Genomic DNA, 23762 nt, shown 5'->3' with positions numbered 1-23762 from the left:
TCGCCGCAGACGTGCGCGCCGGGCATCGGCCCGTGGGTGTCTTCCCGTGTACCGCAACCGCAGTACCCGGATGCACAACCGGCGGGGGAGGGCCCGGACGCCCGCCGGGTGGACAATGGGCCGGTGCCCGGGACCGTGATCGGACCGCCGCGTCGGCTGATCCCGGTGTGGCTCACCGACGTGGCGGTGACCCTGCTGGTGCTCGGCGCGGCGTTCGCCCCGGTGGCCGGCCGGTTCGGCGAGGTGAGCCCGCTGGGCCCGGCGCTGGAGGCGCTGCCGGCCGTGCTGCTCTGGCTGCGCCGCCGGTACCCGGTGGCGGTGCTCGCCGCCTGCACGGCGTGCTTCGTCGGCGCGCTGTTCACCGCGGTGATCACGCCGCTGTCGGTGTTCGCGCTCGCCGTCGCGATGTTCGCCTGCGCCGACCACCACGGGCGGCGGTTCACCGTCGCCGCGTACCTCGCCGTGCTGGCCGTCGTCGTGCCGGCGACGCTCGTCGCCGCGATCGGCTCCGGGCACCCGCCGCTGACGATCCAGATCGCGGTGACGATCGGGTTCGCCGCGGCGCTCGGGGACAGCACCCGCAGCCGCCGCGACTACATCGCCTCGATCACCGCGCGCGCCGAGAACGCCGAGGCGACCCGGGAGATCGAGGCGGTCCGCCGGGTCACCGAGGAACGGCTGCGGATCGCCCGCGACCTGCACGACGTCGTCGCCCACCAGATCGCGGTGATCAGCCTGAACGCCGGCGTCGCCTCGGCGAACCTGCACGGCGGGCCGCCCGCCGCGACCGACGCGCTGGCCACCATCCGGTCCGCGGCCCGCCGGGTGCTGGGCGACATCGGCGACCTGCTCGCCGTGCTGCGGGCCGACGACGACCAGCCACCGGTCTCCCGCCCGGGCCTGCACCAGCTGCCCGAGCTCGTCGAGTCGCTGTCGGTGTCCGGGCTGGAGGTGACGGTCCGGCGGACCGGCGAGATCCCGCCGACGCTCTCGCCGGCCACCGACGTCGTCGCCTACCGGGTGCTGCAGGAGGCGCTGACCAACGTGCTCAAGCACGGCAGCGAGTCCCGGGCGCACGTGCTGGTCGCGGCCGGCCGGGACACGCTGCGGCTGCTGGTCACCAATCCGGTGTCCGACGCCGGTCCGGCGGGCCGGTCCGGGGCCGGTGGGTACGGTCTGAACGGGATCCGGGAGCGGGCGGCGTCGGTCCGCGGCCGGGTCAGCGCCGAGGAGCGCAACGGGATCTTCCGGCTGGACGTGCACCTGCCCGTCCCGGCCGCGGTGGGGGAGGGGAACCGATGCCGGACGTCGTGATCGTCGACGACCAGCCGCTGATCCGGTCCGCGATCCGCGGCCTGCTCGACGCCGACCCGGAGGTGACCGTGGTCGGTGAGGCCGGCGACGGCGTCGAGGCGCTGGAGGTGATCGCCGCGACCAGGCCGGACGTGGTGCTGATGGACATCCGGATGCCCCGCCTCGACGGCATCCGGACGACCGCCGCGCTGTGCGCCGACGACCGGTTCGCCGACATCCGGGTGCTGGTGCTCACCACGTTCGAGGAGGACGGCTACGTGGTCGCCGCGCTGCGGGCGGGCGCCAGCGGGTTCATCGGCAAGGGCGCCGAGCCGGAGGACATCCCGCGCGCGGTCCGCGCGATCCACGACGGCGAGGCGCTGCTCTCACCGGCGGCGACCCGGGCGCTGATCGAGAAGTACCTGACCGTCAGCCGGGCCGCGGACCAGGAACCCGGCGGGCACACCGGCCCGCCGCTGGAGACGCTCACCGCGCGCGAGCGGGAGGTGTTGGAGCTGGTCGCCCGGGGCCGGTCCAACCGGGAGCTGGCCGCGGAGCTGGTGATCTCGCCGCTGACGGTGAAGACGCACGTCAACCGGATCATGACCAAGATCGGGGCGCACGACCGCGCGCAGGTGGTCATCTACGCCTACGAGAGCGGGCTCGTCGTCCCGTCGCCGCCGCAGGGGTGAGGCGCCGGCCGGTGGCCGGATGTCGTGCGGCTCACAGGAGTGCCGCGGCGGCGTGCGCGAGGTGCCCCGTCCCAGCCCGCGGACGGGATCGGGGGCCGGTTGTACGGACGGCCGCCCGCCCCGCCGACCAACCGTCGGGATGGGCGTCCGGACAGCCTCGCCGTCGGTGAAGTGGCTGGTCAGCGCGTGTACATCACTTTGTTGACCAAGTCGGTGGTAATAGGTAGCTTCCGTCCCGACGAACAGCGGGAGGTGATGGGTGATGGGTTCCGGGCGGACCGTGCGGATCGGGGTGCACCCCTACAACCTGTCCCTGCTCGTGCTGAAGCTGCGCGACACCCTGCCCGGGCAGCTCGCCGCGATCGGCCGGGACGTCGAGTGGGTCGAGTTCGAGGACGGCCGCTGCACCATCGACCTGATCGGTGACGACACGATCGACCTGGGCGGCTCCGGCTCGGTCCCGCCGATCCTGGCGCAGGCCGAGCGGCTGCCGGTGGTCTACCTGGCCGCGTCGGCGCCGCGCCCCCGGCACGGCGTGCTCGTCACCCGGCGCGGCTCGGGGATCACCGGCGTCGCGGATCTCGCCGGCCGGTCGGTCGCCCTGATGGACGGCTCCTTCCACACCGACGTGCTCGCCAGGGCACTCGACGAGGTCGGCCTGTCCTACCGCGGCCTCGACGTCGTCGACGGGCTCGTCGACGAGGGGATGGACCGGTTCCTCGCCGGCGAGGTCGACGCCTGGCTCGGCAACGACCCCTACCTGGAGTCCGTCCGGTCGGCGCTCGGCGCGGACCTGGTCGACGTCCTGGAGTCCGGCGCGCTCACCTCCAACCGGTCGATCTGGTACGCCGCCACCGGGTTCGTCGAGAGCGAGCCCGCCGCGGTCGACATCGTGCTGTCCGCGCTGCGCGAGTCCGACCGGGCCATCGCCGCCGACCCGGCGGCCGCCGCCGCGCTGCTCGCCGCGGCCGGTATCGGCGACGCCGACGCCACGACGTGGGACACGACGCTGCGCAACCGGAGCTGGCAGGTCCTGCCGGTCACCGCGGAGATCGTCGCCGAGCAGCAGGACGCCGCCGACCGCTACCTGCGACACGGGATCATCGACCGGGCGATCACCGTCGCCGAGGCGGTCGCCCCCACCGCCGCCTCGCTGCGTGCGGCCGGGCACGCGCCGGCGGGAACGGCCTGATGCACGTGTCCGCCCGCAGCGACTACGCCGTGCGCGCCGTCGTCGAGCTCGCCCGCACCACCGATGCGCTGAAGTGCCCGGTGATCGCCCGCAACCAGGACATCCCGCTGAAGTTCCTGGTCAACATCCTCGGCGACCTGCGCCGGGCCGGGATCGTGCGGTCCCGGCGGGGTGCGGGCGGCGGGTACTGGCTGGCCCGGCCGGCCCACGAGGTCACCCTCGGCCAGGTGCTGCGTGCCATCGACGGCCCGCTCACGACCGTCGCCGGGACCGTGCCGGACGAGCTGGTGACCGCCCCCGGCGGGGGCAGGCTGGTCGAGACCTGGCGCCGGCTGGCCAAGGTGCTCGACGAGGTCGTCGACGGGACCACCATGGCCGACGTCGCCACCGACGGCATGCCGCTGCCCACCACGGCACCCGAGCGGGGGCAGCCATGACCAGCACCCCGCTGTGTCGGCCCGTGCTGTCGGGCGCGCTGTGTCGGCCCGTGCTGTCGGGCGCGCTGTGTCGGCCCGTGCTGTCGGGCGCGCTGTGTCGGCCCGTGCTGTCGGGCGCGCTGTGTCGGCCCGTGCTGTCGGGCGCGCTGTGTCGACCTGCGCTGTCGGGCGCGCTGTGTCGACCTGCGCTGTCGGGCGCGCTGTGTCGACCTGCGCTGCCGGGCGCGCTGTGCCGACCTGCGCTGCCGGGCGCGCGATGTCCCCGGCGCGGCGGGGCCGGTCCGGCCCCGCGCATCCCGTCGCGGGCCTGACCCGCTCCGGAACCCGTCCGAGCCCCCACTCCGTCCGGCCACCGCCGGGCGGTCCCCCGTGCGTGCCATCGCACCCCGGTCTGCCATCGAGGTACCCCGTCATGTCCGCGACGCCGTCCCGCACCACCACCGGTACCACCGGCGCGGCCCCGCCCGCACCGGTCCCGCCGGCCGGCGCCCGGCCCGCCCGGACCCGGCTGCGCGCGCTGCGCGGCTGGGCGTCCACGGCCGGGATCGTGCTGCTCTGGTACCTGGCCGCGGTCACCGGCCTGCTCGATCCGCGCACCCTGCCCGGCCCGGACCGGGTGCTCGTCGCCGCCTGGGAGTCGATCGTCGACGGGTCATTGCCCGGCGCCGTCGCGGTCTCCGCCGGACGGGTGCTGGTCGGTGCCGCGCTCGGGATCGCGCTCGGCGTCGGCCTCGGCGCCGTGGCCGGGTTCTCCAAGCTGGGCGAGGACGTCGTCGACCGGCCGATGCAGATGCTGCGGACGGTGCCCTTCACCGCGCTGGTGCCGCTGCTGCTGCTGTGGTTCGGCATCGGCGAGGAGCCGAAGATCATCCTGGTGGCGTTCGGCGTGGCCGTCCCGATGTACGTCAACACCTACGGCGGCATCCGCAACGTCGACGTCAAGCTGGTCGAGGTCGCCCGGATCTCCGGGCTCGCCGGGCGGCGGATCGCCACCACGGTGCTGCTGCCGGCCGCGCTGCCGACCATCCTGATCGGACTGCGGTCCGCGCTCGCACTGGGCTGGATCGCGGTGATCGTCGCCGAGACCGTCGGCACCGACGCCGGGATCGGGTTCCTGATGGCGCAGGCCCGCCAGTTCGTCCGGACCGACGTGATGCTGGTCTGCGTCTGCCTCTACGCGCTGCTCGGCCTGGCCACCGACTTCGCGGTCCGGTTGCTGGAGCGGCGGCTGCTCGCCTGGCGTCAGGCCTACCTCGGTTGAGAACCACCGGACCCCAGGGAACCGCGAGCCGCCGGACCGGCGGACGAAGGAGCACTCCATGACGATCGTCGTCGGCACCCACCCGCAGAACCTCTCGCTGTCCATCCTGCTCCGCCGGCCCGCACTCGTCGACGCACTGCGCGGCCACGACGTCGAGTTCTTCGAGTACGGAGCCGGATCCCAGACCATCCCGCTGTTCCGGGTCGGCGCCCTGAACGCGGCCGGGACCGGCGCGACGCCGCCGCTGCTGGCCGCCGCCGACGATCTCGACGTCGCCGTCTTCGGGATCTCGGGGCCGCGCCCCGAGCACGGCGGGTTGTGCGTGCGCGCCGATTCGCCGTACCGGTCGATCCGCGATCTCGCCGGGCGCGGTGTCGGGTTGATGCCGATCTCCTGGCACACCCAGTTCCTGGTCTCCGAGCTCGCCGCCGCCGGGATGGCCTGGCACGACGTGCTCGCCACCGAGATCATCCCGGCCACCGCCGCCGACGCGTTCGTCGAGGGACTGCTGGACGCGATCGTGATGACCGATCCGCTGTACTCCCGGATCGCCGGGCAGGTCGGGGTCCGGGTGCTCGCCCGGCCGGGCACCGAGTTCTCCAACCGGTCGGTCTACTGGGCCGCCCGCAGCGTCTTCGACGAGCAGCCGGACGGCCTGCGCGCCCTGCTCGACGTGCTGATCACCTCCGACCGGGCCGTCGCCGACGATCCGGAGGAGGCCGCCGCGCTGCTCGACGGCTTCGCCGGCTCCACCGCCGCGCAGTGGCTGCCCGCGCTCGCCGCGCGTCCCTGGGGGGTGCACCCGCCGGACGCCGGCTTCGTCGAGGAGCAGCGCAGGCACGCGTCCCTGTTCACCGACTTCCGGCTGATCGACGGGCCGATCGACGTCACCCGCACCGTCGACGACCGCCTGTTCGCCCGGCCGCAGCCGTCCCACCGCTGAGAGGAACCCCCGACATGAGCGACGACATCGAAGTCCTCTGGTACCTGACCGGTCCGGACGGCCGTTATCCGTGGCGCGCCGACGGTGCCCGGGCCCTGAGCTACCCGTACTTCCAGCAGCTCGCCCGCGCGGTCGACCACCTCGGCTACACCGGCGCGCTGCTCGCGACCGGGACGCACGACGCCTGGGTCCAGGGCTCCGCGCTGATCCCGTTCACCGACCGCTTCCAGCACCTGATCGCCGCCCACCCGCCGCTGATCAGCCCCACCCTGCTGGCGAAGATGATCACTACCTTCGACCAGTTCTCGCAGGGGCGGCTGCGCGTCAACATCGTCAACGGCGACGCCACCCTGATGGCGCAGAACGGCGTGCACCTGCCGCACGACGAGCGCTACGCCTACACCGACGAGTACCTGACCGTGCTCACCCGGCTGCTGGAGGGCGAGCGGGTCAGCTTCAAGGGCCGCTACCTCGACGTCGTCGACGCCGGTCTGCCGCTCCCGCCGCACCAGCGGCCGCGGCCGCCGCTGTGGTTCGGCGGCTCCTCCGAGGCGGCGCACCGGGTCGCCGCCAAGCACGTGGACACCTACCTGTCGTGGGGGGAGACCCCGGAGCAGGCGGAGCAGAAGGTCCGCGACGTCCGCCGGCTCGCCGCCGAGCACGGCCGGGCCGACCGGATCCGGTTCGGGATCCGGTTCTACGTGATCGTCCGGGAGACCGAGGCCCAGGCGTGGGCCGCCGCCCAGGACCTCTACGACCACATGGACGACGCCGCCATCCAGGGCGCCCAGAACTACGTCTCCGGCATCGACTCGGTCGGCCAGCAGCGGATGTCGGCGCTGCACGGTGGCCGCAAGCCCGCCGACCTGCGGGAACTGGAGATCGCGCCGAACCTCTGGTCGGGCATCGGGCTGGTCCGGCACGGCCCGGGGACCGCGGTGGTCGGCAGCGTCGAGCAGGTGCTGGCCCGGATCCAGGACTACCGGGACGCCGGCATCGACGTCTTCATCGTCTCCGGCATGCCCTTGCTGGAGGAGGCATACAGATTCGGGGAGCTGGTGCTCCCGCACCTCCCGGTGGCCGGTTCCGCGGCCTCCGGTGCGACCTCGGCATGGACATCGGCCCGCGACGCGGGCTGGAAGGTGAGTGTCTGATGACCAGCACGATCGTGACGGGCCCCCGGCGGGCGCGGACGCTGCCGGGGGTGCTGGGGGCGGCGCTGGCGCTGCTCCTCGCCGCCGGGTGCTCGCCCGCCCCGCAGGACGCCGCCGCCGGCGGCGAGGGCACCTCGACGGTCCGGGTCGGCCCGCTGCAGGACCCGAACTACCTGACCCTCACCCGGCTCGCCGGCTCGATGGAGGAGACGGTCGGCGCGGCGGGCGGCGAGGTCGAGTGGGCACCCGCCTTCCCGGCGTTCGCCCCGACCGCCGAGGCGCTGCGCGGGGGCAGCATCGACATCGGCACCGGGAGCTCCACCTCGTTCCTGTCGGCCCTGGGCGAGCAGTCCGACCTGGTGGTCTTCGCGGTCGAGCAGGACTCCGGTCTCGGCCAGGGGATCGTCGGCCGGGACGGGGTCGCCACCGTCGAGGACCTGGTCGGCCGGACGGTCGCGGTGAACCGCGGCGGCACCGGCGAGTACCTGCTGCTGCTCGCCCTGCGCGAGCACGGCATCGATCCGTCCACGGTGGACATCCAGTACCTGCCGCCGACCGAGGCCGCGACCGCCTTCGCGCAGGGCCACGTCGACGCCTGGGCGGTCTGGGACCAGTTCTACGCCACCGCGCAGACGGTGCCCGGCGCCCAGGTCGTCGCCAGCGGCCGGGACATCGGCTCGGTGAACCGGATCGTGCACGTCACCACCCGGGCGTTCGCCGACGCCAATCCCGAGCTGCTGCGCGCCGCCTACGACGCGCTCGCCCGCGAGTCCGACGCGGCCAGCTCGGACAACAGCCGGATCGCCGACCTGGCCGCCGAGGGCGGGGCGCCGCCGGAGGTCGCCGAGGTCATCCGCGCGGTGCCGCCGGCCACCATCGCGCCCGCCGACCAGGCGCTGCTCGCCGAGTTCACCTCGATCGCCGAGTTCTACGCCGAGACCGGCCTCGCCGAGCCGCCGGCCGACGTCTCCGCCGCCGTCGTCGACGTGCTCGGGGGCAGTTCGTGAGTGCGGTCCGGATCAGGGGGCTGCGCCGCTCCTTCGGCGCGCAGCCGGTGCTCGACGGCGTCGACCTGACGATCGGGCAGGGCGAGTTCGTCGCGCTGCTCGGTCGCAGCGGGACCGGCAAGTCCACCCTGCTCCGGATCCTCGCCGGGCTGGACGACGGCTACACCGCCGACGAACTGGCCCGGCCGGACTCGCTGGCCGTCGCCTTCCAGGAGCCCCGGCTGTTCCCGTGGCTGCGGGTGTGGCGCAACGTCACCTTCAACCTGCCCGACGCCGACCTGCGCGGGGTCGCCCGCGCCGCGCTGGCCGAGGTCGAGCTGTCGGAGAAGGAGGACGCCTGGCCGCTGACCCTGTCCGGCGGCCAGGCCCAGCGGGTGTCGCTGGCCAGGGCGCTCGCCCGCCGCCCGGAGCTGCTGCTGCTCGACGAGCCGTTCGGGGCGCTGGACGCGCTCACCCGGGTGAGCATGCACCAGCTGGTGGACCGGCTGTGGCAGCGGCACCGGCCCGCGGTGCTGATGATCACGCACGACGTGGAGGAGGCGCTGACCCTGGCCGACCGGGTGCTGGTGCTCGACGGCGGCGTGCTCGCCGCCGACCTGCGGGTGACCCGGGACCGGCCGCGCCGGCTCGACGACCCGGAACTGCGGGCCGCCCGGGACGACCTGCTCGGCCTGCTCGGGGTGCGGTTGCAGCACAGCTGAACCGGCGGTGACCACCGGCCGGCGTCAGCGTCCGGCGGCCCGGAGCGGGGCGACGATCTCGTCGCCGATCCAGCGCGCGATGCCCTGCGGGTAGGGCGTCGGCAGACCCAGGACGAGGTGGGCGAAGCCGGCGTCGTGCGCGCGGGCGAGCCGGTCCCGGGTCCGCCGGGCGTCGCCCGGGTCGATCGCCACCATCGTCGAGCGGGTGATCGTGGCCGGGTCGCGGCCGATCTGCGCACAGATCCGGTCCAGCACCCGGCCACGGGCGACGGCGGTGTCCAGATCGGCCGGGACGTTCCACAGGTCGGCGTGGCGGGCCACCACCCGCAGGGTGGCGGTCGAGCTGCCACCGATCAGCAGCGGCGGTCCCGGACGCTGCACCGGCTTCGGGTTGCCGAACGCGCCGGTCAGCCGGACGTGCCGGCCGTGGAAGTCGAACGGTTCGGTCTCGGTCCAGAGCCTGCGCAGCACGGTGCACGCCTCGTCGAGCGCCTCGACCGCGGTGGCCGCGTCGTGGAACGGCAGCCCGTGGGCGTCGTACTCGCGGCGGGCCAGCGGGTGCCCGACCCGCGAACCCGCACCGATGCCCAGATCCAGACGCCCGCCGGAGATCAGGTCCACCGTGGTGGCGATCTTGGCGAGCATCGCAGGCGGCCGGAGCCGGTTGCTGGTGACCAGGACACCGATCCGCAGCCGACGGGTCCGGGCGGCGAGCGCGGCGAGCAGCGTCCAGCCCTCCAGGGCGGGCCCGTCGGGTGGCCCGCCGATGGGCATGAGGTGGTCGTAGAGCCATGCGTGCCCGATCTCGGGAACCTCGTCGGCGTCGGCCCACACCCGCGCGATGTCGGCATGGTCGACGTGCACCGGTGGGGTCATGATCCCGACCGAGAGCCGGGGAACGGCGGGGGTCATCGCCGGCGCCGCAGCGACGGGTCGAGCAGGGCGGGCGGCGAGTCGTTCTTCTCGTGCGCGGCGAGATCCACTCCGGGCGCGACCACCTCGTCGATCGCGTCGAGCACGTCGGTGGGCAGCACCGTGTCGGCCGCGGCGAGCTGGCCGGTCAGGTGATCGACGGTGCGCGGGCCGAGGAGGGCGGAGCTCACCGCGGGATGGGCGGTGACGAAGCCGAGCGCGAGCTGGATCATGGTCAGGCCCGCGGCGTCGGCGATCGGGACGAGCCGCTCGACGGCATCCATCCGGGCCCGGTTGTGCGGCAGGGAGAGATCGAAGCGGGCCGCCATGAACTGCGAGCGGTGGGTGGTGATCTCCCGGCCCTCGCGCACCATCCCGGACAGCCAGCCCGATGCGAGCGGGCTCCAGACCGTGACACCCATCCCGTGCTGCTCGGTGACCGGCAGGACGTCGCGCTCGACGCCGCGCTGCAGGACGGAGTAACCGGCCTGCTCGACGGTGTAGCGGCTGAGCCGGTGCTCGCGGGCGGCCCACTGCGCGGACACGATGCGGTGCGCGGGGAACGTCGACGAGCCGAAGTAGCGGATCTTGCCGGCGCGCTGCAGGTCGGTCAGCGCCGACAGCGTCTCCTCGTCGCTGGTGGCCGGGTCCCAGCGGTGCACCGTGAGGACGTCGACGTGGTCGACCCCGAGCCGGCGCAGGCTGTCCTCCAGGGCGCGGACCAGCCAGCGCCGCGACGCGCCCTGCCGTGACCCGCTCGGGTCCATCGGGAGGCCGGCCTTGGTGCTGAGCACGACGTCGTCACGACGCCCGGCGAGCGCCGCACCCAGCATCTCCTCCGCCTCCCCGCCGGAGTAGACGTCGGCGGTGTCGATCAGGTTCACCCCGGCGTCCAGCGCTGCGCCCACGATGGCGTCGACGTCGTCGCGGGTGGTCCGGCCGATCCGTCCGAAGTTCATCGTGCCCAGCGCCAGCGCGCTGACCGGCATGCCGGTGGCTCCGAGCGTGCGGTACTGCATGGTTCGTCCTCTCCGTGCCGCCGGGGCGGCGATCCGGTCCCGCGACGACGATCGGTACCGTCGTAGGCGGAACAACGTTCCACAAACATACGGAACACGGTTCCGTTTGTGCAAGGTGGTCGACGGGAGTGCCCGATGACAGGGAGGTCCGAGGTGTCCGGAGAGGTCGTACCGAAGCGGGCCGACGCCCGGCGCAACGCCGAGTCGGTGGTCGCCGCCGCGGCGGCCGCGTTCGTCGAGCACGGCGTCGAGGCCCCGGTCCGCGACATCGCCGCGCGCGCCGGGGTGGGGGTCGGCACCGTCTACCGGCGCTTCCCGACCCGCGCGGACCTGGTCGAGGCCGTCTACCGGCACCAGGTCGAGGCCTGTGCGCGCTCCGGCGAGGAACTCCTGGCCGGCCCGCACGACCCGCACGACGCGCTCGCGCGCTGGATCGACGGCTTCGTCGACCTGCTGGTCACCAAGCACGGCCTGGCCGAGGCCCTGCACGCCGAGGAGTTCGAGGCGCTGCACGCCTGGTTCCTCGATGCGCTCCTACCGGTGTGCGATCGGCTGCTCGTCGCGGCGGCGCGGGCCGACGGGGTGGCCGTCCCGGTCGCCTCCTACGCGTTCCTGCGGGGCATCGGCAACCTGTGCATCGGCGCCGGGAGCGATCCCCGCTACGACCCGCGTGCGCTGGTCACCCTGCTCCTGGCCGGGCTGCGCGGGGGGCGGTGACGGCGCCGATCGAGCGCCCCCGCCGCTGCCCGGCGGCGGCGAGCCCACGGCCGGGCCGGGCACCTCCCGCGCTCGGCCGGACCGGCGCCCGATGTGGCTCGGTGCGGCGCGCGGCGCCGGTCAGCGGCCGTCGGCCGGGCGGGCGGCGGTCCCGGTCAGGCGCGGCCCGGTGAACTCGACGGTCACCGGCTCGGCGGGCGGCTCCTGGCCGATCAGCCCGAGCGCGCGCCGGGCGCACTCCCGGCCGAACTCGCGTGGCCGCAGGTCGAGCGCGAGCACCTCGGCGCCCAGCGCGTCGGTGACCGAGGAGCGGATGTAGGCGGCGACGGCCGTGTCGTGGTGGCCGTGCTCGCGCAGCCAGGTCGCGACCGAGCCGGCGGTGCTGTCCGTGCCGACCAGCAGCACGTCCGGCTGCGCGGTCATCAGCGGGCCGAGCAGGTCCTGCACCCGTTCGTGCTCGGTGAACGGCACCTCGGTGACGATCGGCTCCCGGTCGAGCCGGGCGGACCAGTCGCGGTAGGCGCGCTGCAGGGCGCGGGCCCAGCCGGCGTCCGAACCGGGGGCGAGCAGCGCGATCCGGCGGTGCCCGCGCGCGGCCAGTGCGTCCAGCACCGCGGTCGCGTGCCGGGCGTGGTCCACGGCGACCGTCACGGCGGGCCGGGGGAGCCCGTCCGGGACCTCCTCGGCCGCGACGACGGGCGCCCCGCCGGTCAGCAGGTCGCGCGCGACGGCGTCGTCCGCGGTCACGTCGAGCACGACGGCGGCGTCCAGGCCGACGTCGCGGGCGCCGTGCTCGCCGAGCAGCAGCACCGACATCCCGGCCTCGTCGCACGACTCGACCGCCCCGAACACGAACTCCATGTAGAACTCGTGGCTGGTCGCCCGGTGCGGCAGGTGCACGCCGAGCACGCCGTGCCGGCGCCGCCGCAGGTTGCGCGCGGTCGCGTTGACCCGGTAGCCGAGCTCCTCGGCGACCCGCAGCACCCGCGCCCTGGTCTCCGCCGAGACCCGGCCGCGCCCGGACAGCGCGTACGACGCGGCGGCCACCGACACCCCGGCCCGCTGCGCGACGTCGCTCAGCTGGACGGCTCTGCGCGCCATCTCCCGGTCCTCCTCCTCGCCCATGTATCAATTTTCTTGTGTCTTTGTCGGATCGGGTTGACGGGCCCCTCGCCGACCTCCTAGCCTCAGATTAATCGATTAATCACCAACCCGCACCTCGGCTCCGGGGGTTCGCCGGGCACCGTCGCCCCCTTCCCGCTGCCCGATGTGCGTCCCGGCCCGGCCGCAGCCGTCCACCGGCGGCACCGGCCACGATCCGCCGGCCCGGCGGATCCGGGACCGGACCCGATCGGGAGGAGTGGAATCGGATGATCGTCACCCAGGGGTGGGTGTACTGCGACGTCCAGGGTTGCTGGACGCCACCGGTCACCCGCGACGTCACGGTCGCCACCGGCGGCTTCGATCCGGTGCTCCGCGCCCGCTGCAGCGAACACGGCTGGCAGCACCACGCGGACATCGACGTGTGCCCGGAGCACGTGGGGGACCTGGACAAGCTCGCGGTCGACCGCGGCGACCGGCCCGACCTCGACGGCGGGCCGGACTGGTCATGAGCCCGGCAGCCGGTCCGGGCCGGTGACACCGGCTCCCGGGTCGGCGCACCCTTTCCCCGTCCACCGCCCGGGTGCCATGCTGCCTTAACGATCGTTCAGCGCTGACGTGAGGACGGGTGATGGGCAGCGAACCCGACCGGGTGGCCGGGCTCGATCCGGAGCGGGTCGCCCGCTGGCTCACCGGCACCGTCGACGCGCTGGTCGGTCCGGTCCGGTTCGAGCTGGTCGCCGGCGGCCGCTCCAACCTGACCTTCCGGGTCACCGACGCCGCGGGCACCGGGTACGCGCTGCGCCGCCCGCCCACCGGCGGGGTGCTGTCCACCGCGCACGACATGGCGCGCGAGTGGCGGTTCCTGACCGCGCTGGAACCGACCCCGGTGCCGGTCCCGCGGCCGGTCGCCTTCTGCGCCGATCCGGGCGTCACCGGTGCGGAGTTCTACGTCATGGAGTTCGTCGAGGGCACGGTGCCCGCCGACGCCGCCGCCGGGATCGCGCTCGGCCCCGCCGCCTGCGCCCGGGCCGGCGAGCAGACCGTCGACGTGCTGGTCGAGCTGCACGCGCTCGACCCGGCCCGGACCGGGCTCGGCGACCTGGTCCGCCGCACCGGCTACCTGCAGCGCCAGCTGCGGCGCTGGCACGCCCAGCTGCACGCCTCGGCGGACCGGCTGCCCCGGCTCGCCGCCGATCTCGCGCTCCTCGACGAGGTGCACGACCTGCTGCTCGCACACGTCCCGCCGCAGCGCGCCGGGATCGTGCACGGCGACTACCGGCCGGGCAACGCGGTGTTCGGCCCGGACGGCACGCTGCGCGCCGTGCTGGACTGGGAGCTGGCCACCACCGGGGACCCGATGGCCGATCTCGCCTGGCTGATCTCGGGCTGGCCGGACCCGGGCGAGGACCTGGTGCCCACCACGTCCGGCCCGAGCACCGCGCCCGGCTTCCCGCGGCGCGCCGAGCTCGTCCGCCGCTACGCCGACCGGTCCGGCCGCGACGTCGCGGACCTGCCGTACTGGACGGCGTTCGCCCGCTGGCGGGCGGCCTGCATCAGCGCCGGCGTGCAGGCCCGCTACCTGGCGGGCCACATGGCCGACGACGGCCACCTGATCGAGGCGCGGGCGCGCGCCGAGCACGTGACGCAGCTGGGCCGGTCCGCCCGGTCCGCCCTGCGGGACGCGGGAATCTGACGAGGGGAACGGCGATGGCCTGGGATTTCTCGACCGAACCGGAGTTCGAGGAGAAGCTGGAGTGGATGCGCGGGTTCGTCCGCGACGAGATCATCCCGCTGGAGACGCTCGACCTGGAACCCGCCGAGCTGGACCGGCTGACGGCGCCGCTCAAGGCGGAGGTGCGGGCCCGCGGGCTCTGGGCCGCGCACCTGCCGCCCGAGCTGGGCGGCGGCGGCTTCGCGCAGGTCCGGCTCGGCCTGATGCACGAGATCCTCGGCCGCTGCGTGTACGCGCCCGCCGTGTTCGGCAACAACGCCCCCGACTCGGGCAACGCCGAGCTGCTCGCCGTCGGCGCGAACGCCGAGCAGAAGCGGCGCTGGCTGGAGCCGCTGCTCGACGGCACGCTGCGCAGCGCGTTCTCGATGACCGAGCCCGGCGCCGGGGCCGATCCGACGCTGCTCACCACCCGGGCCGAGCGGGACGGCGACGGCTACCGGGTGAACGGCCACAAGTGGTTCACCTCGAACGGGTCGGTCGCCGACATCCTCGTCCTGATGGCCGTCACCGATCCGGACGCGCCGCCGCGCCGCCGGGCGTCGATCTTCGTCGTGCCCGCCGACGCGCCGGGCGTGCAGATCCTGCGGGACGTGCCGACGATGGGCGACCCGCACGAGCACTTCGGACGCCCCGGCGGGCACGCCGAGATCCACTACCGGGACGTGTGGGTGCCCGCCGAGAACCTGATCGGGGCGGAGGGCGACGGCTTCCTGCTCGCCCAGAAGCGGCTCGGGCCCGGCCGCATCCACCACTGCATGCGCTGGCTGGGCCAGTCCCAGCGGGCCTTCGACATGCTCTGCGAGCGGGCCGTCTCCCGGTACGCGCACGGCTCCGTGCTCGCCGAGAAGCAGATGGTGCAGGACTGGATCGCCACCTCGGCCGCCGAGATGACCGCGGCCCGGCTGATGACGCTGCAGGCGGCCTGGAAGATGGACCGGGGCGGCACGGCGGCCGCGCTGACCGACATCGCGATGATCAAGTTCTACGGCGCGGGCGTGCTGTACAACGTGATCGACCGGGCGGTGCAGGCGCACGGCTCGCTCGGCTACACCACCGACCTTCCGCTGGAGTCGATGTACCGGCACGCCAGGGCGGCCCGGATCTACGACGGCCCGGACGAGGTGCACAAGGTGACGGTCGCCCGGCGGGTGCTGCGCGACTACCCGCCCCGCGAGGTCCCCACCGAGCACGTGCCGACCCGGCGCGAGGCCGCCCGGGCGAAGTTCGCCGAGCTGCTCGACACGATGTCGGTCGGCTCGTGAGCGGCCGCTCAGCCGCGGTGGTCGACGATCCGCAGCGCGATGCCGGTGTAGCGCTCCGCCAGCTCGGCCGGCGTGATGCCGCCGCCCGGCTCGTACCACTGCACGATCGCGTTGCACGCGGCGACGACGGCCCGTCGGGCGTCGTCCGGGTGCGGGCAGCCGAACACCCCGCGGGCGACGCCGTCGTCGATGATGTCCGCCCACAGCCGGGTCGCGGCGCGGCGCAGCCCGGCCAGCCGCTCCCGGTTCGCAGGTTCCAGGTTGCGCCACTCCAGGGCGGCGATGTTGCTCTCCACCCGCCGGCTCACCCGGTACTCCACGGTGACCCGGACCAGCGCGCTCAGCCGCTCCGCCGGATCGTCGCCGATCCCGCGCAGCGCGCGGTCGCACCGCCCGAAGTAGTCGTGGGTGATCTCCTCCATCAGCGCGGCCAGCAGGTGCTGCTTGCTGGGGTGCCAGTAGTAGAGCGCGGACAGCGACAGCCCGGCCCGCCGGGCGATGTCCCGGATCGAGGTGCCGTGGTACCCGCGTTCGGCGAAGCTCTCCCGGGCGGCCGCCGTGATCGCCTCCCGGCCGCCGCCGCGCCGGGGCGCACCCGGGTGGATCTCCTCGGCGGTGCTCATCGGGTCAGCATGGCCCATCGGGCGGGTGCGCGGTCCGGCGGCGTGCGGACGGTGCGATGAGCGACCACAGCGAGATCCGGCTGGACCTCCCGACCGGTACCGGCTCCGGCTCCGGCACGGCCACGATCACCCTGCACCGCCCGGACCGGCTCAACGCCTTCACCGGCACGATGGCCCGCGAGCTGGTCGCCGCGTTCGACGCCACCGACGCCGACGAGTCGGTCCGGGTGGTGATCCTGACCGGCGCCGGGCGCGGCTTCTGCGCGGGCGCCGACCTGGGCCGCGGGGAGCGCTCCTTCGACGCCGACGACGCGGCCCGGGCCGCCGAGCGCGGCGACCTGGGCACCGTCGGCGGCGCCCCGCGGGACGCGGGCGGTGTCGTCTCGCTGCGGATCGCGGCGTCGGTGAAACCGGTGATCGTGGCCGTCAACGGCCCGGCGGTCGGCATCGGCGCGACGATGATGCTGCCCGCCGACGTCCGGATCGCGGCCGCGTCGGCGCGCTTCGGGTTCGTGTTCGCCCGCCGCGGCCTGGTGCCCGAGGCGGCGTCGAGCTGGTTCCTGCCCCGGGTGGTCGGCATCTCGCAGGCGATGGAGTGGGTCGCCACCGGCCGGGTGTTCGACGCCGCCGAGGCGCTCGCCGGCGGTCTCGTCTCGCGGGTCGTGCCGGACGACGAGCTGATCGGCACCGCGCGGGCGCTCGCCGACGAGATCGCGCACAACACCTCCGCGGTGTCGGTCGCGCTCAGCCGCAGGCTGCTGTGGTCGATGCTGGGGGCGTCGTCGCCGTGGGAGGCGCACCGGCTGGACTCCGCCGCGATCCTCGAGCTCGGCCGCGGGGCGGACGCCCGGGAGGGGGTCTCCTCGTTCCTGGAGAAACGGCCGCCGCAGTTCCCGGACCGGGTCGCCGACCGGCTCGGCGTCGTCCCGGGCTGGCCGGAGCGGCCGGACGGGACGACCTGAGCGGCGCCGCAGGCCGGGTCACCCCGGGCCGGGCCATCCCGGGCCGGGCCATCCCGGGCCGGGCCATCCCGGGCCGGGTCATCCCGTGCCCGCGCACTCCCGGGCCGCGCCGACGAAGTGGCCGACCGCGGGGGAGCGGTTGCGCCGGCGCCACGCCACCTGCAGCGCGACCGAGGGCACCTCGCCGGACAGCGGCCGGAAGGCGACGCCCGGCGGCCGCAGGTTGGCGTAGTACGACGGCTGCAGCGACACCCCGATCCCGGCCGCGACCAGGCTGAGCTGGGTCTCGATGTCGGCGCCCTCGGCGACGATCCGCGGGGTGAACCCGTGGTCGCGGCAGTAGCCGGTGATGATGTCGAAGAACTCGGCGCCCAGCGGCCGCGGCCACAGCACGAACGGCTCGTCGGCGAGCGCACCGGCGTCCACCGTGTCGTGCCGGGCCAGCGGATGGTCGCCGGGCAGCACGACCAGCAGCGGTTCGGTGACCAGCTCCTCGACGACCACCGCGTTCGTCGGCGCCGCCGAGCGGACCAGCCCGACGTCGAGCCGCTCCTCGGCGAGCATCACCATCTGGGCGGCGGTGTCGTGCTGGGACACCTCCATCCGCAGGTCCGGGAACCGGCCGCGGACCGTCCGCAGGATCCGCGGTGCGATCGAGGCGAGTGCGGTCCCGACCGAGCCGACGACGAGCAGCCCGCTGGCGCCCTCCGCCGCCTGCCGGACCCGCACCCCGGCGCGCTCGGCCTCGAACAGCACCCGCGGTGCGGCGTCGAGCAGCACCCGCCCGGCCGGGGTCAGCTCGGTCGCCCGGCTGGTGCGGTCGAACAGGGTCGCCCCGACGGCCCGCTCCAGGGTCCGGATCTGCTGGCTCAGCGCGGGCTGGCTGACGTGCAGCCGGGCCGCGGCCCGGCTGAAGTGCAGCTCCGCGGCGACCGTCAGGAACACCCGCAGCTGACGCAGCTCGACGTCCATCGTCGAATCATAAGGTTCTCCTTATCCCAGCATCGGGACGCCCGATCGCGGATCGGCCCCACGGCGGCGCCGGCCGGGTCAGGGTGGGGGCGCACCTACCCCCGGGAGATCCACAGTGAACACCGACCATCCCTTCGTCGTCGTCGGGTGCGGCGGCATCGGCTCCGCCGCGCTGTTCTGGCTCGCCCGCGCCGCCGCGCCGTACTCCCGCGTGCTCGGGCTGGAACGGCACACCCTCGGCCACGACCACGGCGCGAGCCAGGACCACAGCCGGATCATCCGGCTCGCCCAGCACCAGGACGTCTACGCCGCGCTCGCCCCGCACGCCTACCGCACCTGGCGGCAGATCGAGAGCCTGTCCGGCCAGACCCTGGTGACCGAGACCGGCGGGCTGGTGATCGAGGACGTGCAGTCCCGCCGCGGGCTCGACACCGCCGGACGCGACATCGACGGCTACGCCGCGGTCGCCGCCCGGCACGGCGTCGACGTCGAGCTGCTCGACGCGGACGCGCTCACCGCGCGCTGGCCCCAGTTCCGGCTGCACGGCACCGAGCGGGCGCTGTACCAGCGGCGGTCCGGCATCCTCGACGCCCGCCGGGCGAACGCCACGCACATCGCGCTGGCCCGCGGGTACGGCGCGCAGGTCCGGGAGAACAGCCCGGTCCGGGCGCTGCACGACGCGGGCCGGTACGTCGAGGTCGTCACCGACGACGAGATCTACCGGGCCGAGCACGTCGTCGTCGCCGCCGACGCGCGCACCAACGAGGTGCTCGACGGCCTGGTCCCGGCCCTCCCGCTGACCGTCACCCAGGAGCAGGTCACCTACTACGCCACCCCGAACCTGCTCGACTTCGCACCCGGGCGGTTCCCGGTGTTCATGTGGCACGGCGCCGAGAACTACTACGGCTTCGGCGTGTACGGCGAGGTCGCCACCAAGCTCGGCCAGCACATGGGCGGCCCCGAGGTCACCGCCGACTCCCGGACCTTCGAACCGGACCCGTTGCGCCGCAAGCGGCAGGAGGAGTTCCTGGTCGAGCACGTGCCCGGCATGCTGGGGCCCGAGCTGTACACGAAGACCTGCCTCTACACGATCCCGCCGGATCAGCACCTCGTCCTCGGTCCGGTGCCGGGCGCGCCGCGGGTCAGCGTCGCGGTCGGCGCCGGGCACGCGTTCAAGTTCGCCTCGCTGCTCGGCCGGATCCTGGCCGAGCTCGCACTCTCCGGCCGCACCAGCTACCCGGTCGGGGCGTTCGCGCCCGACCGCCCGGCGCTCACCGATCCCGCCTTCCCGAGGTCGTTCCATGTCTGACACAGCGCTCTCCGGCCCAGCCCGGTCCGGCCCGGCTCGGTCCGCCACCGTCACCACCGTCCCGCTCCGGCGGCCCGGCTGGTCGCTGCCGCAGGCCGCCTACACCGACCCGGACGTGTTCGACGCCGACCTGGAGCGGGTCTGGGCCGGCGGCTGGCTGTTCGCCGGGCACACCTGCGAGCTGGCCGGCCCCGGCGACTACCTCACCCGCGACGTCGGCCGGGACCGGGTGATCGTGGTCCGCGGCGACGACGGCGCCCTGCACGCCCACCACGACGTCTGCGCGCACCGCGGGTCCCGGCTCACCACCGCCGACCGCGGCTGCGTGCGCGCCTTCGTCTGCCCGTACCACCAGTGGGTCTACCGCACCGACGGCTCGCTGCGCTCGGCCCGGCTGATGGGGGAGGGCTTCGGGGTCGCCGGGCACCGGCTCGCCCCGGTCGCCGTCGCCGAGATCGAGGGGCTGGTGTTCGTCTGCCCGGCCGACGAGCCGCCGGACATCTCCGGGTTCGCCGCCGCGCTGGGCCCGCAGCTCGCACCGCACCGGCTCGCCGACGCCCGGATCGAGACCCGGCTGCACTACCGGGTCGCCGCCAACTGGAAGACGCTGGTGGAGAACAACCGGGAGTGCTACCACTGCGCGGGCAGCCATCCCGAGTTCACGCTGTCGAACTTCGATCTCGGGGTGAACGGCGACCTCCGCACCAACCCGCGCTACGACGCCGCCCGCGCGCGGGCGCACGCCCGCTGGGCCCGGCGCGGGCTCCCCTCGGCGGAGGTCAGCTTCCCGGACGGCGCCTGGTACCGGGTCGCCCGGCTGCCGCTGCGCGACGGGTTCGTCACCGAGTCGCTGGACGGCCGCCCGGTGGCGCCGTTCCTCGGCCGGCTCGGCGAGGCCGACGCCGGCAGCCTGCGCGTGGTCGGGCTGCCCGACATGTGGGCGCACGCCAACAGCGACTACGCGGTGACCACCCGGCTCACCCCGGTCGACGCCGGCACGACCGACGTCGAGCTGTGCTTCCTGGTGCGCGCCGACGCCGGTGCCGTCGACGTGGACGCCCTCACCGCGGTCTGGCGCGCCACCTCCGAGCAGGACTGGGCGCTGTGCGAGCAGGCGTATGCCGGGATCGCCTCCCGCGGCTACCGGCCGGGGCCGCTGTCCCCGGTCGTCGAGTCCTCGGTCGAGGCGTTCCTGGCCTGGTACGAGCGCGCGTTCTGCTGATCACACTCCTGTCGATCACTTGCCACGGCAAGTCATCGCGGGCGTAGTGTGCCGGTGGTGACCGAGGAACCGCCGCGCTGGCTCTCCGCCGAGGAGATGCAGGCGTGGCGGGCCCTGCTCGGGGTCATCATGTGGCTCCCGCCCGCGCTCGACGCGCAGCTGCGCCGGGACGCGGGGCTCGCGCACTTCGAGTACGCGCTGCTCGCCCAGCTGTCGATGAGCCCGGGGGACCGGGCCCGGATCAGCGATCTCGCCGTGCTCGCGAACGGTGCGCTGCCCCGGGTGTCCAAGGTGCTCGACCGGTTCGAGCAGCGCGGCTGGCTCACCCGCACACCCGACCCGTCGGACGGCCGCTACACCCTCGCCGTGCTGACCGCGCAGGGCCGCGCCGTCGTCGAGCGCAGCGCGCCCGGTCACGTCGAGCACGTCCGCGGGCTGGTCTTCGACCGGCTCACCCCGGCCCAGGTCCGGCAGCTGACCCGGATCGCCGACGCGGTCGGCCGGGCCGTCCGGCCGGAGCCGAACCCCACGCACACCGCCCGAACCGCACCGGAGGAACCATGACCACGACCGGCACCGCGAACGACGGCCGCACCGTCCCCGACGGCTTCCGCGATCTGCTCGCCGCCCCGTTCGCCACCCTGGCGACCAACGGTGCGAGCGGATGCCCGCAGCTCACCGCCGTCGCGTTCCTGCACGACGAGGACGACGACCTGATCAAGATCTCGCTCAACGACACCCGGCAGAAGACCCGCAACATGCGCCGCGACCCGCACGCGACGCTGTTCGTCGTCGACCCGCAGAACCCGGGGCGGACCCTGGAGGTGCGGGCCGACGTCGAGTTCGCCCCGGACCCGGACTTCGCCTTCTGCGCCCGCGCCGGCGCGAAGTACGGGCAGGACTTCCGGGCCAACGACCGGCCCGGGGAGACCCGCTCGATCGTCACCCTGCGGCCGCGGCGGGTCGTGGGCACCGACCTGTCCGGCTGACCTCCCGGCGGCCGCTCCGGCCGGTGATCCGGAGCACCCGCCGGCCCGGTTGACCGTGCCGCTGCGGCACGGTGTGTGCTCGGAGCCGAGCGCGCCCGGACGGGGGCGCCGTCCCGTGGGAGGTAGGAGCATGCGCGGTACCGCGCGACCGGTCGGCACCCCCGTCACCGCGGAGCTGGTGCACGGTGCGCTGGAGCTGGAGCGGACCCCGGTCGGGATCCGGCCGCACCGGCTGCCGGCGGCGGCCCTGGCCCGGGGCGGCGATCCGCAGCTGGCGATGGCCGAGGCCCAGCCGTCGGGCGTCCGGCTGGTCGCGGAGACCGGGGCGCGCAGCGTCGAGCTGACGGTGCTCACGACCCGGTTCGGGTTCCGCGGGCTGCCCGCGCGGCCGCCCGGGGTGTTCGAGCTGGTCGTCGACGGCCGCCCGGTCGCCCGGTCGATCCCGGACACCGCCATCACGGTCACCGTCGATCCCGCCACCGGCACCCGGGAGACCAGCACCGCCGAGCCCGCGACGATCGTGTTCGACGATCTCCCCGCCGGCCGCAAGCTGGTGGAGATCTGGCTGCCGCACAACGAGACCGTCGAGATCGCCGGGCTGCGGGCGGACGCCGCGCTGGATCCCGCCCCGGGCCGGCGCCCGCGATGGCTGCACCACGGCAGCTCGATCAGCCACGGTTCCGGCGCCGACCACCCGCTGGGCACCTGGCCCGCGGTCGCCGCCACCGCGGCCGGTCTCGACCTGGTCAACCTGGGCTTCGGCGGCAGCGCGCTGCTGGACCCGTTCACCGCCCGCACGATCCGGGACACCCCGGCCGACCTGATCAGCATCAAGATCGGGATCAACCTGGTGAACGCCGACCTGATGCGGCTGCGCGCGTTCGGCCCCGCCGTGCACGGGTTCCTCGACACGATCCGGGACGGGCACCCGGACACCCCGCTGGTCGTGGTCTCGCCGGTGCACTGCCCGATCCACGAGGACACGCCGGGGCCGGGTGCGTTCGACCCGGCCGCGCTCGCCCGCGGCGAGCTGCGGTTCGTCGCGACCGGCGACCCGGCCGAGGTCGCCGCCGGGAAGCTCACCCTGCGCGTGGTGCGCGAACAGCTGGCCCGGATCGTCGCCGAGCGCAGCGCCGACGACCCGGACCTGCACCACGTCGACGGGCTGTCGCTCTACGGCCCGGACGACGCCGTCGCGCACCCGCTGCCCGACGACCTGCACCCGGACGCCGCCACCCACCTGCAGATGGGCGAGCGGTTCGCCGCGCGGCTGCGCGCGGTGCGATCGCCGGCCTGACCGCTCAGCGGTGCGGCCCGGGGGCGGCCAGCGCCGGGATGTCGGGATGATCGAGCAGCGCCTCGACGACCGCGTCCACCGCCGCCCGCAGCGCGGTCCCGCGGCGGCGCACGATCGCCACGTTGCGCTGCACCGGCGTGGTCAGCTCCCGGGTGACGACGCCGTGGCCCGCCGTCACCGCGAGCGCCGGCAGCAGGGCCACCGAGCGGCCCGCCTCGACGTGCTGCAGGGTCAGCAGGTAGTTGCCGAACCGGCAGGCCACCTGCGGCTCGAAGCCGGACTCCCGGCACAGCCGCCGGGTCAGCTCGTCCATGTAGGAGCCCGGCCGGTCGCAGGCCCACAGCTCGCCGGCGCAGGCGGCGAGATCGACCACCCGGCGCCGGGCCAGCGAGTGGCGGGCCGGCAGCACCAGCACGACCGGGTCCACCCCGAGCGGCACGATCTCCAGGTCCGGGCTCCACGGGAACTCGACGAAGTCGGTGGTGGTGACGACGACGTCCAGCTCGCCGGTGCGCAGCGCCGGCCCGCTCTCGTGCGGCTCGGCCTCGACCAGCTCGACGTGCAGGTGCGGATGCGACCCGGTGAGCCGGGCGGCGGCCGGGACGGCGAGCGGATGGATCGCGCTCTGGAACACGCCGAGCCGCACGGTGCCGATCGGCTCGTCGTTCAGCGCGCGCAGCTCCGCCTCGGCCTCGGCCATCCGGTCCAGGATCTCCCGTCCGCGCCGGGCCAGCGCGATCCCGGTGCGGGTCAGCCGGACCCGGCGCCCGGACCGCTCCAGCAGCGTGCTGCGGGTCTCGGTCTCCAGCACGGCGAGCTGCTGGGACACCGTCGACGGGCTCAGGTGCAGCGTCTCGGCGACCGCGCGGACGGTGCCCAGGCTGTCGAGCAGCGCGAGCATCCGCAGCCGCCAGGGGTTCAGCATCCCGGCAGTGTGCCGCCTGTGCGCCGGAACCGAACAG

Annotated in this window: 26 protein-coding genes; 20 read left to right on the top strand and 6 right to left on the bottom strand. The window is 74.8% G+C overall.

Features of this window, described 5'->3' with window-relative positions; all coding sequences use genetic code 11:
* The first annotated feature begins 123 nt into the window (after positions 1 to 123).
* The 10 genes from ABD160_RS02485 (at position 124) to ABD160_RS02440 (ending at position 8680) form a co-directional block, all read left to right on the top strand.
* Positions 124 to 1314 (top strand): sensor histidine kinase, encoded by a 1191-nt coding sequence (locus tag ABD160_RS02485; RefSeq protein WP_344017923.1) that lies wholly within the window; start codon positions 124 to 126, stop codon positions 1312 to 1314.
* Positions 1299 to 1985, top strand: a complete 687-nt coding sequence (locus tag ABD160_RS02480; protein WP_344017922.1) for a response regulator — start codon at positions 1299 to 1301, stop codon at positions 1983 to 1985. Before ABD160_RS02485 ends, ABD160_RS02480 begins: the two co-directional genes overlap by 16 nt.
* Positions 1986 to 2247: 262 nt before the next feature.
* Positions 2248 to 3177 carry an ABC transporter substrate-binding protein gene (locus ABD160_RS02475; protein ID WP_344017921.1) on the top strand — a complete coding sequence of 310 codons (930 nt, stop codon included), beginning with the start codon at positions 2248 to 2250 and terminating at the stop codon, positions 3175 to 3177.
* Complete coding sequence (locus ABD160_RS02470; RefSeq protein ID WP_344017920.1) at positions 3177 to 3614, top strand: RrF2 family transcriptional regulator; 438 nt, start codon at positions 3177 to 3179, stop codon at positions 3612 to 3614. Before ABD160_RS02475 ends, ABD160_RS02470 begins: the two co-directional genes overlap by 1 nt.
* Entirely contained in the window at positions 3611 to 3925 is a 315-nt protein-coding gene (locus ABD160_RS02465) for a hypothetical protein (RefSeq protein ID WP_344017919.1), read from the top strand. Before ABD160_RS02470 ends, ABD160_RS02465 begins: the two co-directional genes overlap by 4 nt.
* A 101-nt stretch (positions 3926 to 4026) precedes the next feature.
* Entirely contained in the window at positions 4027 to 4875 is an 849-nt protein-coding gene (locus tag ABD160_RS02460; protein WP_344017918.1) for an ABC transporter permease, read from the top strand.
* Positions 4876 to 4933: 58 nt separating this feature from the next.
* A complete protein-coding gene (locus ABD160_RS02455; protein ID WP_344017917.1) occupies positions 4934 to 5818 on the top strand; it encodes an ABC transporter substrate-binding protein in 885 nt (294 codons plus the stop codon).
* 14 nt (positions 5819 to 5832) lie between these two features.
* Complete coding sequence (locus ABD160_RS02450; RefSeq protein WP_344017916.1) at positions 5833 to 6972, top strand: LLM class flavin-dependent oxidoreductase; 1140 nt, start codon at positions 5833 to 5835, stop codon at positions 6970 to 6972.
* Positions 6972 to 7979 carry an ABC transporter substrate-binding protein gene (locus ABD160_RS02445; RefSeq protein WP_344017915.1) on the top strand — a complete coding sequence of 336 codons (1008 nt, stop codon included), beginning with the start codon at positions 6972 to 6974 and terminating at the stop codon, positions 7977 to 7979. The genes ABD160_RS02450 and ABD160_RS02445 overlap by 1 nt, the downstream gene beginning before the upstream one ends.
* Positions 7976 to 8680 carry an ABC transporter ATP-binding protein gene (locus tag ABD160_RS02440; RefSeq protein ID WP_344017913.1) on the top strand — a complete coding sequence of 235 codons (705 nt, stop codon included), beginning with the start codon at positions 7976 to 7978 and terminating at the stop codon, positions 8678 to 8680. The genes ABD160_RS02445 and ABD160_RS02440 overlap by 4 nt, the downstream gene beginning before the upstream one ends.
* 24 nt (positions 8681 to 8704) lie before the next feature.
* Here ABD160_RS02440 and ABD160_RS02435 read toward each other — a convergent pair whose 3' ends face one another.
* Together ABD160_RS02435 and ABD160_RS02430 are read right to left on the bottom strand one after the other, a co-directional pair.
* Positions 8705 to 9592 (bottom strand): LLM class flavin-dependent oxidoreductase, encoded by an 888-nt coding sequence (locus ABD160_RS02435; RefSeq protein WP_344017912.1) that lies wholly within the window; start codon positions 9590 to 9592, stop codon positions 8705 to 8707.
* Positions 9589 to 10611 (bottom strand): aldo/keto reductase, encoded by a 1023-nt coding sequence (locus ABD160_RS02430; protein ID WP_344017911.1) that lies wholly within the window; start codon positions 10609 to 10611, stop codon positions 9589 to 9591. The genes ABD160_RS02435 and ABD160_RS02430 overlap by 4 nt, the downstream gene beginning before the upstream one ends.
* A 135-nt stretch (positions 10612 to 10746) precedes the next feature.
* On the opposite strand from ABD160_RS02430, the gene ABD160_RS02425 reads away from it, so the two are divergent.
* On the top strand, positions 10747 to 11328 hold the full coding sequence (locus ABD160_RS02425) for a TetR/AcrR family transcriptional regulator (protein ID WP_344017910.1): 582 nt from the start codon (positions 10747 to 10749) through the stop codon (positions 11326 to 11328).
* A 120-nt stretch (positions 11329 to 11448) separates the two neighbouring features.
* On the opposite strand, the gene ABD160_RS02420 is transcribed toward ABD160_RS02425, so the two are convergent.
* The gene (locus ABD160_RS02420) at positions 11449 to 12453 is read right to left on the bottom strand and encodes a LacI family DNA-binding transcriptional regulator (protein WP_344017909.1); all 1005 of its coding nucleotides are present in this window, start codon (positions 12451 to 12453) and stop codon (positions 11449 to 11451) included.
* A 245-nt stretch (positions 12454 to 12698) separates the two neighbouring features.
* Here ABD160_RS02420 and ABD160_RS02415 point away from each other — a divergent pair, with 245 nt between their 5' ends.
* The 3 genes from ABD160_RS02415 (at position 12699) to ABD160_RS02405 (ending at position 15426) form a co-directional block, all read left to right on the top strand.
* Positions 12699 to 12941 (top strand): hypothetical protein, encoded by a 243-nt coding sequence (locus ABD160_RS02415; protein ID WP_344017908.1) that lies wholly within the window; start codon positions 12699 to 12701, stop codon positions 12939 to 12941.
* Positions 12942 to 13060: 119 nt separating this feature from the next.
* Positions 13061 to 14125 carry a phosphotransferase family protein gene (locus ABD160_RS02410; protein ID WP_344017907.1) on the top strand — a complete coding sequence of 355 codons (1065 nt, stop codon included), beginning with the start codon at positions 13061 to 13063 and terminating at the stop codon, positions 14123 to 14125.
* Positions 14126 to 14139: 14 nt separating this feature from the next.
* Complete coding sequence (locus ABD160_RS02405) at positions 14140 to 15426, top strand: acyl-CoA dehydrogenase family protein (protein WP_344017906.1); 1287 nt, start codon at positions 14140 to 14142, stop codon at positions 15424 to 15426.
* Between the two features lie 8 nt (positions 15427 to 15434).
* Here ABD160_RS02405 and ABD160_RS02400 read toward each other — a convergent pair whose 3' ends face one another.
* Complete coding sequence (locus tag ABD160_RS02400) at positions 15435 to 16049, bottom strand: TetR/AcrR family transcriptional regulator (RefSeq protein ID WP_344017905.1); 615 nt, start codon at positions 16047 to 16049, stop codon at positions 15435 to 15437.
* 56 nt (positions 16050 to 16105) lie between these two features.
* Here ABD160_RS02400 and ABD160_RS02395 point away from each other — a divergent pair, with 56 nt between their 5' ends.
* Positions 16106 to 17011, top strand: coding sequence for an enoyl-CoA hydratase-related protein (locus ABD160_RS02395; RefSeq protein WP_344017904.1), 906 nt, complete (start codon positions 16106 to 16108; stop codon positions 17009 to 17011).
* 78 nt (positions 17012 to 17089) lie between these two features.
* On the opposite strand, the gene ABD160_RS02390 is transcribed toward ABD160_RS02395, so the two are convergent.
* Complete coding sequence (locus ABD160_RS02390) at positions 17090 to 17983, bottom strand: LysR substrate-binding domain-containing protein (RefSeq protein WP_344017903.1); 894 nt, start codon at positions 17981 to 17983, stop codon at positions 17090 to 17092.
* Positions 17984 to 18098: 115 nt separating this feature from the next.
* Between ABD160_RS02390 and solA the strand changes: the two genes are divergently transcribed.
* The 5 genes from solA (at position 18099) to ABD160_RS02365 (ending at position 22800) form a co-directional block, all read left to right on the top strand.
* Complete coding sequence (gene solA, locus ABD160_RS02385; protein WP_344017902.1) at positions 18099 to 19292, top strand: N-methyl-L-tryptophan oxidase; 1194 nt, start codon at positions 18099 to 18101, stop codon at positions 19290 to 19292.
* Positions 19285 to 20514, top strand: a complete 1230-nt coding sequence (locus ABD160_RS02380; RefSeq protein ID WP_344017901.1) for an aromatic ring-hydroxylating oxygenase subunit alpha — start codon at positions 19285 to 19287, stop codon at positions 20512 to 20514. The genes solA and ABD160_RS02380 overlap by 8 nt, the downstream gene beginning before the upstream one ends.
* A 57-nt stretch (positions 20515 to 20571) precedes the next feature.
* Complete coding sequence (locus tag ABD160_RS02375) at positions 20572 to 21078, top strand: MarR family winged helix-turn-helix transcriptional regulator (protein ID WP_344017900.1); 507 nt, start codon at positions 20572 to 20574, stop codon at positions 21076 to 21078.
* Positions 21075 to 21503 carry a PPOX class F420-dependent oxidoreductase gene (locus ABD160_RS02370; RefSeq protein ID WP_344017899.1) on the top strand — a complete coding sequence of 143 codons (429 nt, stop codon included), beginning with the start codon at positions 21075 to 21077 and terminating at the stop codon, positions 21501 to 21503. Before ABD160_RS02375 ends, ABD160_RS02370 begins: the two co-directional genes overlap by 4 nt.
* 130 nt (positions 21504 to 21633) lie before the next feature.
* Positions 21634 to 22800 carry a GDSL-type esterase/lipase family protein gene (locus ABD160_RS02365; protein ID WP_344017898.1) on the top strand — a complete coding sequence of 389 codons (1167 nt, stop codon included), beginning with the start codon at positions 21634 to 21636 and terminating at the stop codon, positions 22798 to 22800.
* A 4-nt stretch (positions 22801 to 22804) separates the two neighbouring features.
* Here ABD160_RS02365 and ABD160_RS02360 read toward each other — a convergent pair whose 3' ends face one another.
* Entirely contained in the window at positions 22805 to 23725 is a 921-nt protein-coding gene (locus tag ABD160_RS02360) for a LysR family transcriptional regulator (RefSeq protein ID WP_344017897.1), read from the bottom strand.
* Positions 23726 to 23762 lie beyond the last annotated feature (37 nt).

The organism is Pseudonocardia kongjuensis, assembly GCF_039526905.1.
Taxonomy (GTDB): Bacteria; Actinomycetota; Actinomycetes; order Mycobacteriales; family Pseudonocardiaceae; genus Pseudonocardia; species Pseudonocardia kongjuensis.
Note: the sequence above shows the minus strand (reverse complement) of the source record. Positions and strands in the feature narration are given on the sequence as shown.

What these genes read in the sequence shown, in the direction of transcription:
- ABD160_RS02365 (WP_344017898.1), top strand. Translation starts at nt 21,634, where the DNA reads ATGCGCGGTACCGCGCGACCGGTCGGCACCCCCGTCACCGCGGAGCTG.
- ABD160_RS02450 (WP_344017916.1), top strand. Translation starts at nt 5,833, where the DNA reads ATGAGCGACGACATCGAAGTCCTCTGGTACCTGACCGGTCCGGACGGC.
- ABD160_RS02390 (WP_344017903.1), bottom strand. Translation starts at nt 17,983, where the DNA reads ATGGACGTCGAGCTGCGTCAGCTGCGGGTGTTCCTGACGGTCGCCGCG.
- ABD160_RS02435 (WP_344017912.1), bottom strand. Translation starts at nt 9,592, where the DNA reads ATGACCCCCGCCGTTCCCCGGCTCTCGGTCGGGATCATGACCCCACCG.
- ABD160_RS02405 (WP_344017906.1), top strand. Translation starts at nt 14,140, where the DNA reads ATGGCCTGGGATTTCTCGACCGAACCGGAGTTCGAGGAGAAGCTGGAG.
- ABD160_RS02430 (WP_344017911.1), bottom strand. Translation starts at nt 10,611, where the DNA reads ATGCAGTACCGCACGCTCGGAGCCACCGGCATGCCGGTCAGCGCGCTG.
- ABD160_RS02395 (WP_344017904.1), top strand. Translation starts at nt 16,106, where the DNA reads ATGAGCGACCACAGCGAGATCCGGCTGGACCTCCCGACCGGTACCGGC.
- ABD160_RS02400 (WP_344017905.1), bottom strand. Translation starts at nt 16,049, where the DNA reads ATGAGCACCGCCGAGGAGATCCACCCGGGTGCGCCCCGGCGCGGCGGC.
- ABD160_RS02470 (WP_344017920.1), top strand. Translation starts at nt 3,177, where the DNA reads ATGCACGTGTCCGCCCGCAGCGACTACGCCGTGCGCGCCGTCGTCGAG.
- ABD160_RS02455 (WP_344017917.1), top strand. Translation starts at nt 4,934, where the DNA reads ATGACGATCGTCGTCGGCACCCACCCGCAGAACCTCTCGCTGTCCATC.
- ABD160_RS02465 (WP_344017919.1), top strand. Translation starts at nt 3,611, where the DNA reads ATGACCAGCACCCCGCTGTGTCGGCCCGTGCTGTCGGGCGCGCTGTGT.
- ABD160_RS02415 (WP_344017908.1), top strand. Translation starts at nt 12,699, where the DNA reads ATGATCGTCACCCAGGGGTGGGTGTACTGCGACGTCCAGGGTTGCTGG.
- ABD160_RS02420 (WP_344017909.1), bottom strand. Translation starts at nt 12,453, where the DNA reads ATGGGCGAGGAGGAGGACCGGGAGATGGCGCGCAGAGCCGTCCAGCTG.
- ABD160_RS02460 (WP_344017918.1), top strand. Translation starts at nt 4,027, where the DNA reads ATGTCCGCGACGCCGTCCCGCACCACCACCGGTACCACCGGCGCGGCC.
- ABD160_RS02445 (WP_344017915.1), top strand. Translation starts at nt 6,972, where the DNA reads ATGACCAGCACGATCGTGACGGGCCCCCGGCGGGCGCGGACGCTGCCG.
- ABD160_RS02425 (WP_344017910.1), top strand. Translation starts at nt 10,747, where the DNA reads ATGACAGGGAGGTCCGAGGTGTCCGGAGAGGTCGTACCGAAGCGGGCC.
- ABD160_RS02370 (WP_344017899.1), top strand. Translation starts at nt 21,075, where the DNA reads ATGACCACGACCGGCACCGCGAACGACGGCCGCACCGTCCCCGACGGC.
- ABD160_RS02480 (WP_344017922.1), top strand. Translation starts at nt 1,299, where the DNA reads ATGCCGGACGTCGTGATCGTCGACGACCAGCCGCTGATCCGGTCCGCG.
- ABD160_RS02475 (WP_344017921.1), top strand. Translation starts at nt 2,248, where the DNA reads ATGGGTTCCGGGCGGACCGTGCGGATCGGGGTGCACCCCTACAACCTG.
- ABD160_RS02380 (WP_344017901.1), top strand. Translation starts at nt 19,285, where the DNA reads ATGTCTGACACAGCGCTCTCCGGCCCAGCCCGGTCCGGCCCGGCTCGG.
- ABD160_RS02410 (WP_344017907.1), top strand. Translation starts at nt 13,061, where the DNA reads ATGGGCAGCGAACCCGACCGGGTGGCCGGGCTCGATCCGGAGCGGGTC.
- ABD160_RS02360 (WP_344017897.1), bottom strand. Translation starts at nt 23,725, where the DNA reads ATGCTGAACCCCTGGCGGCTGCGGATGCTCGCGCTGCTCGACAGCCTG.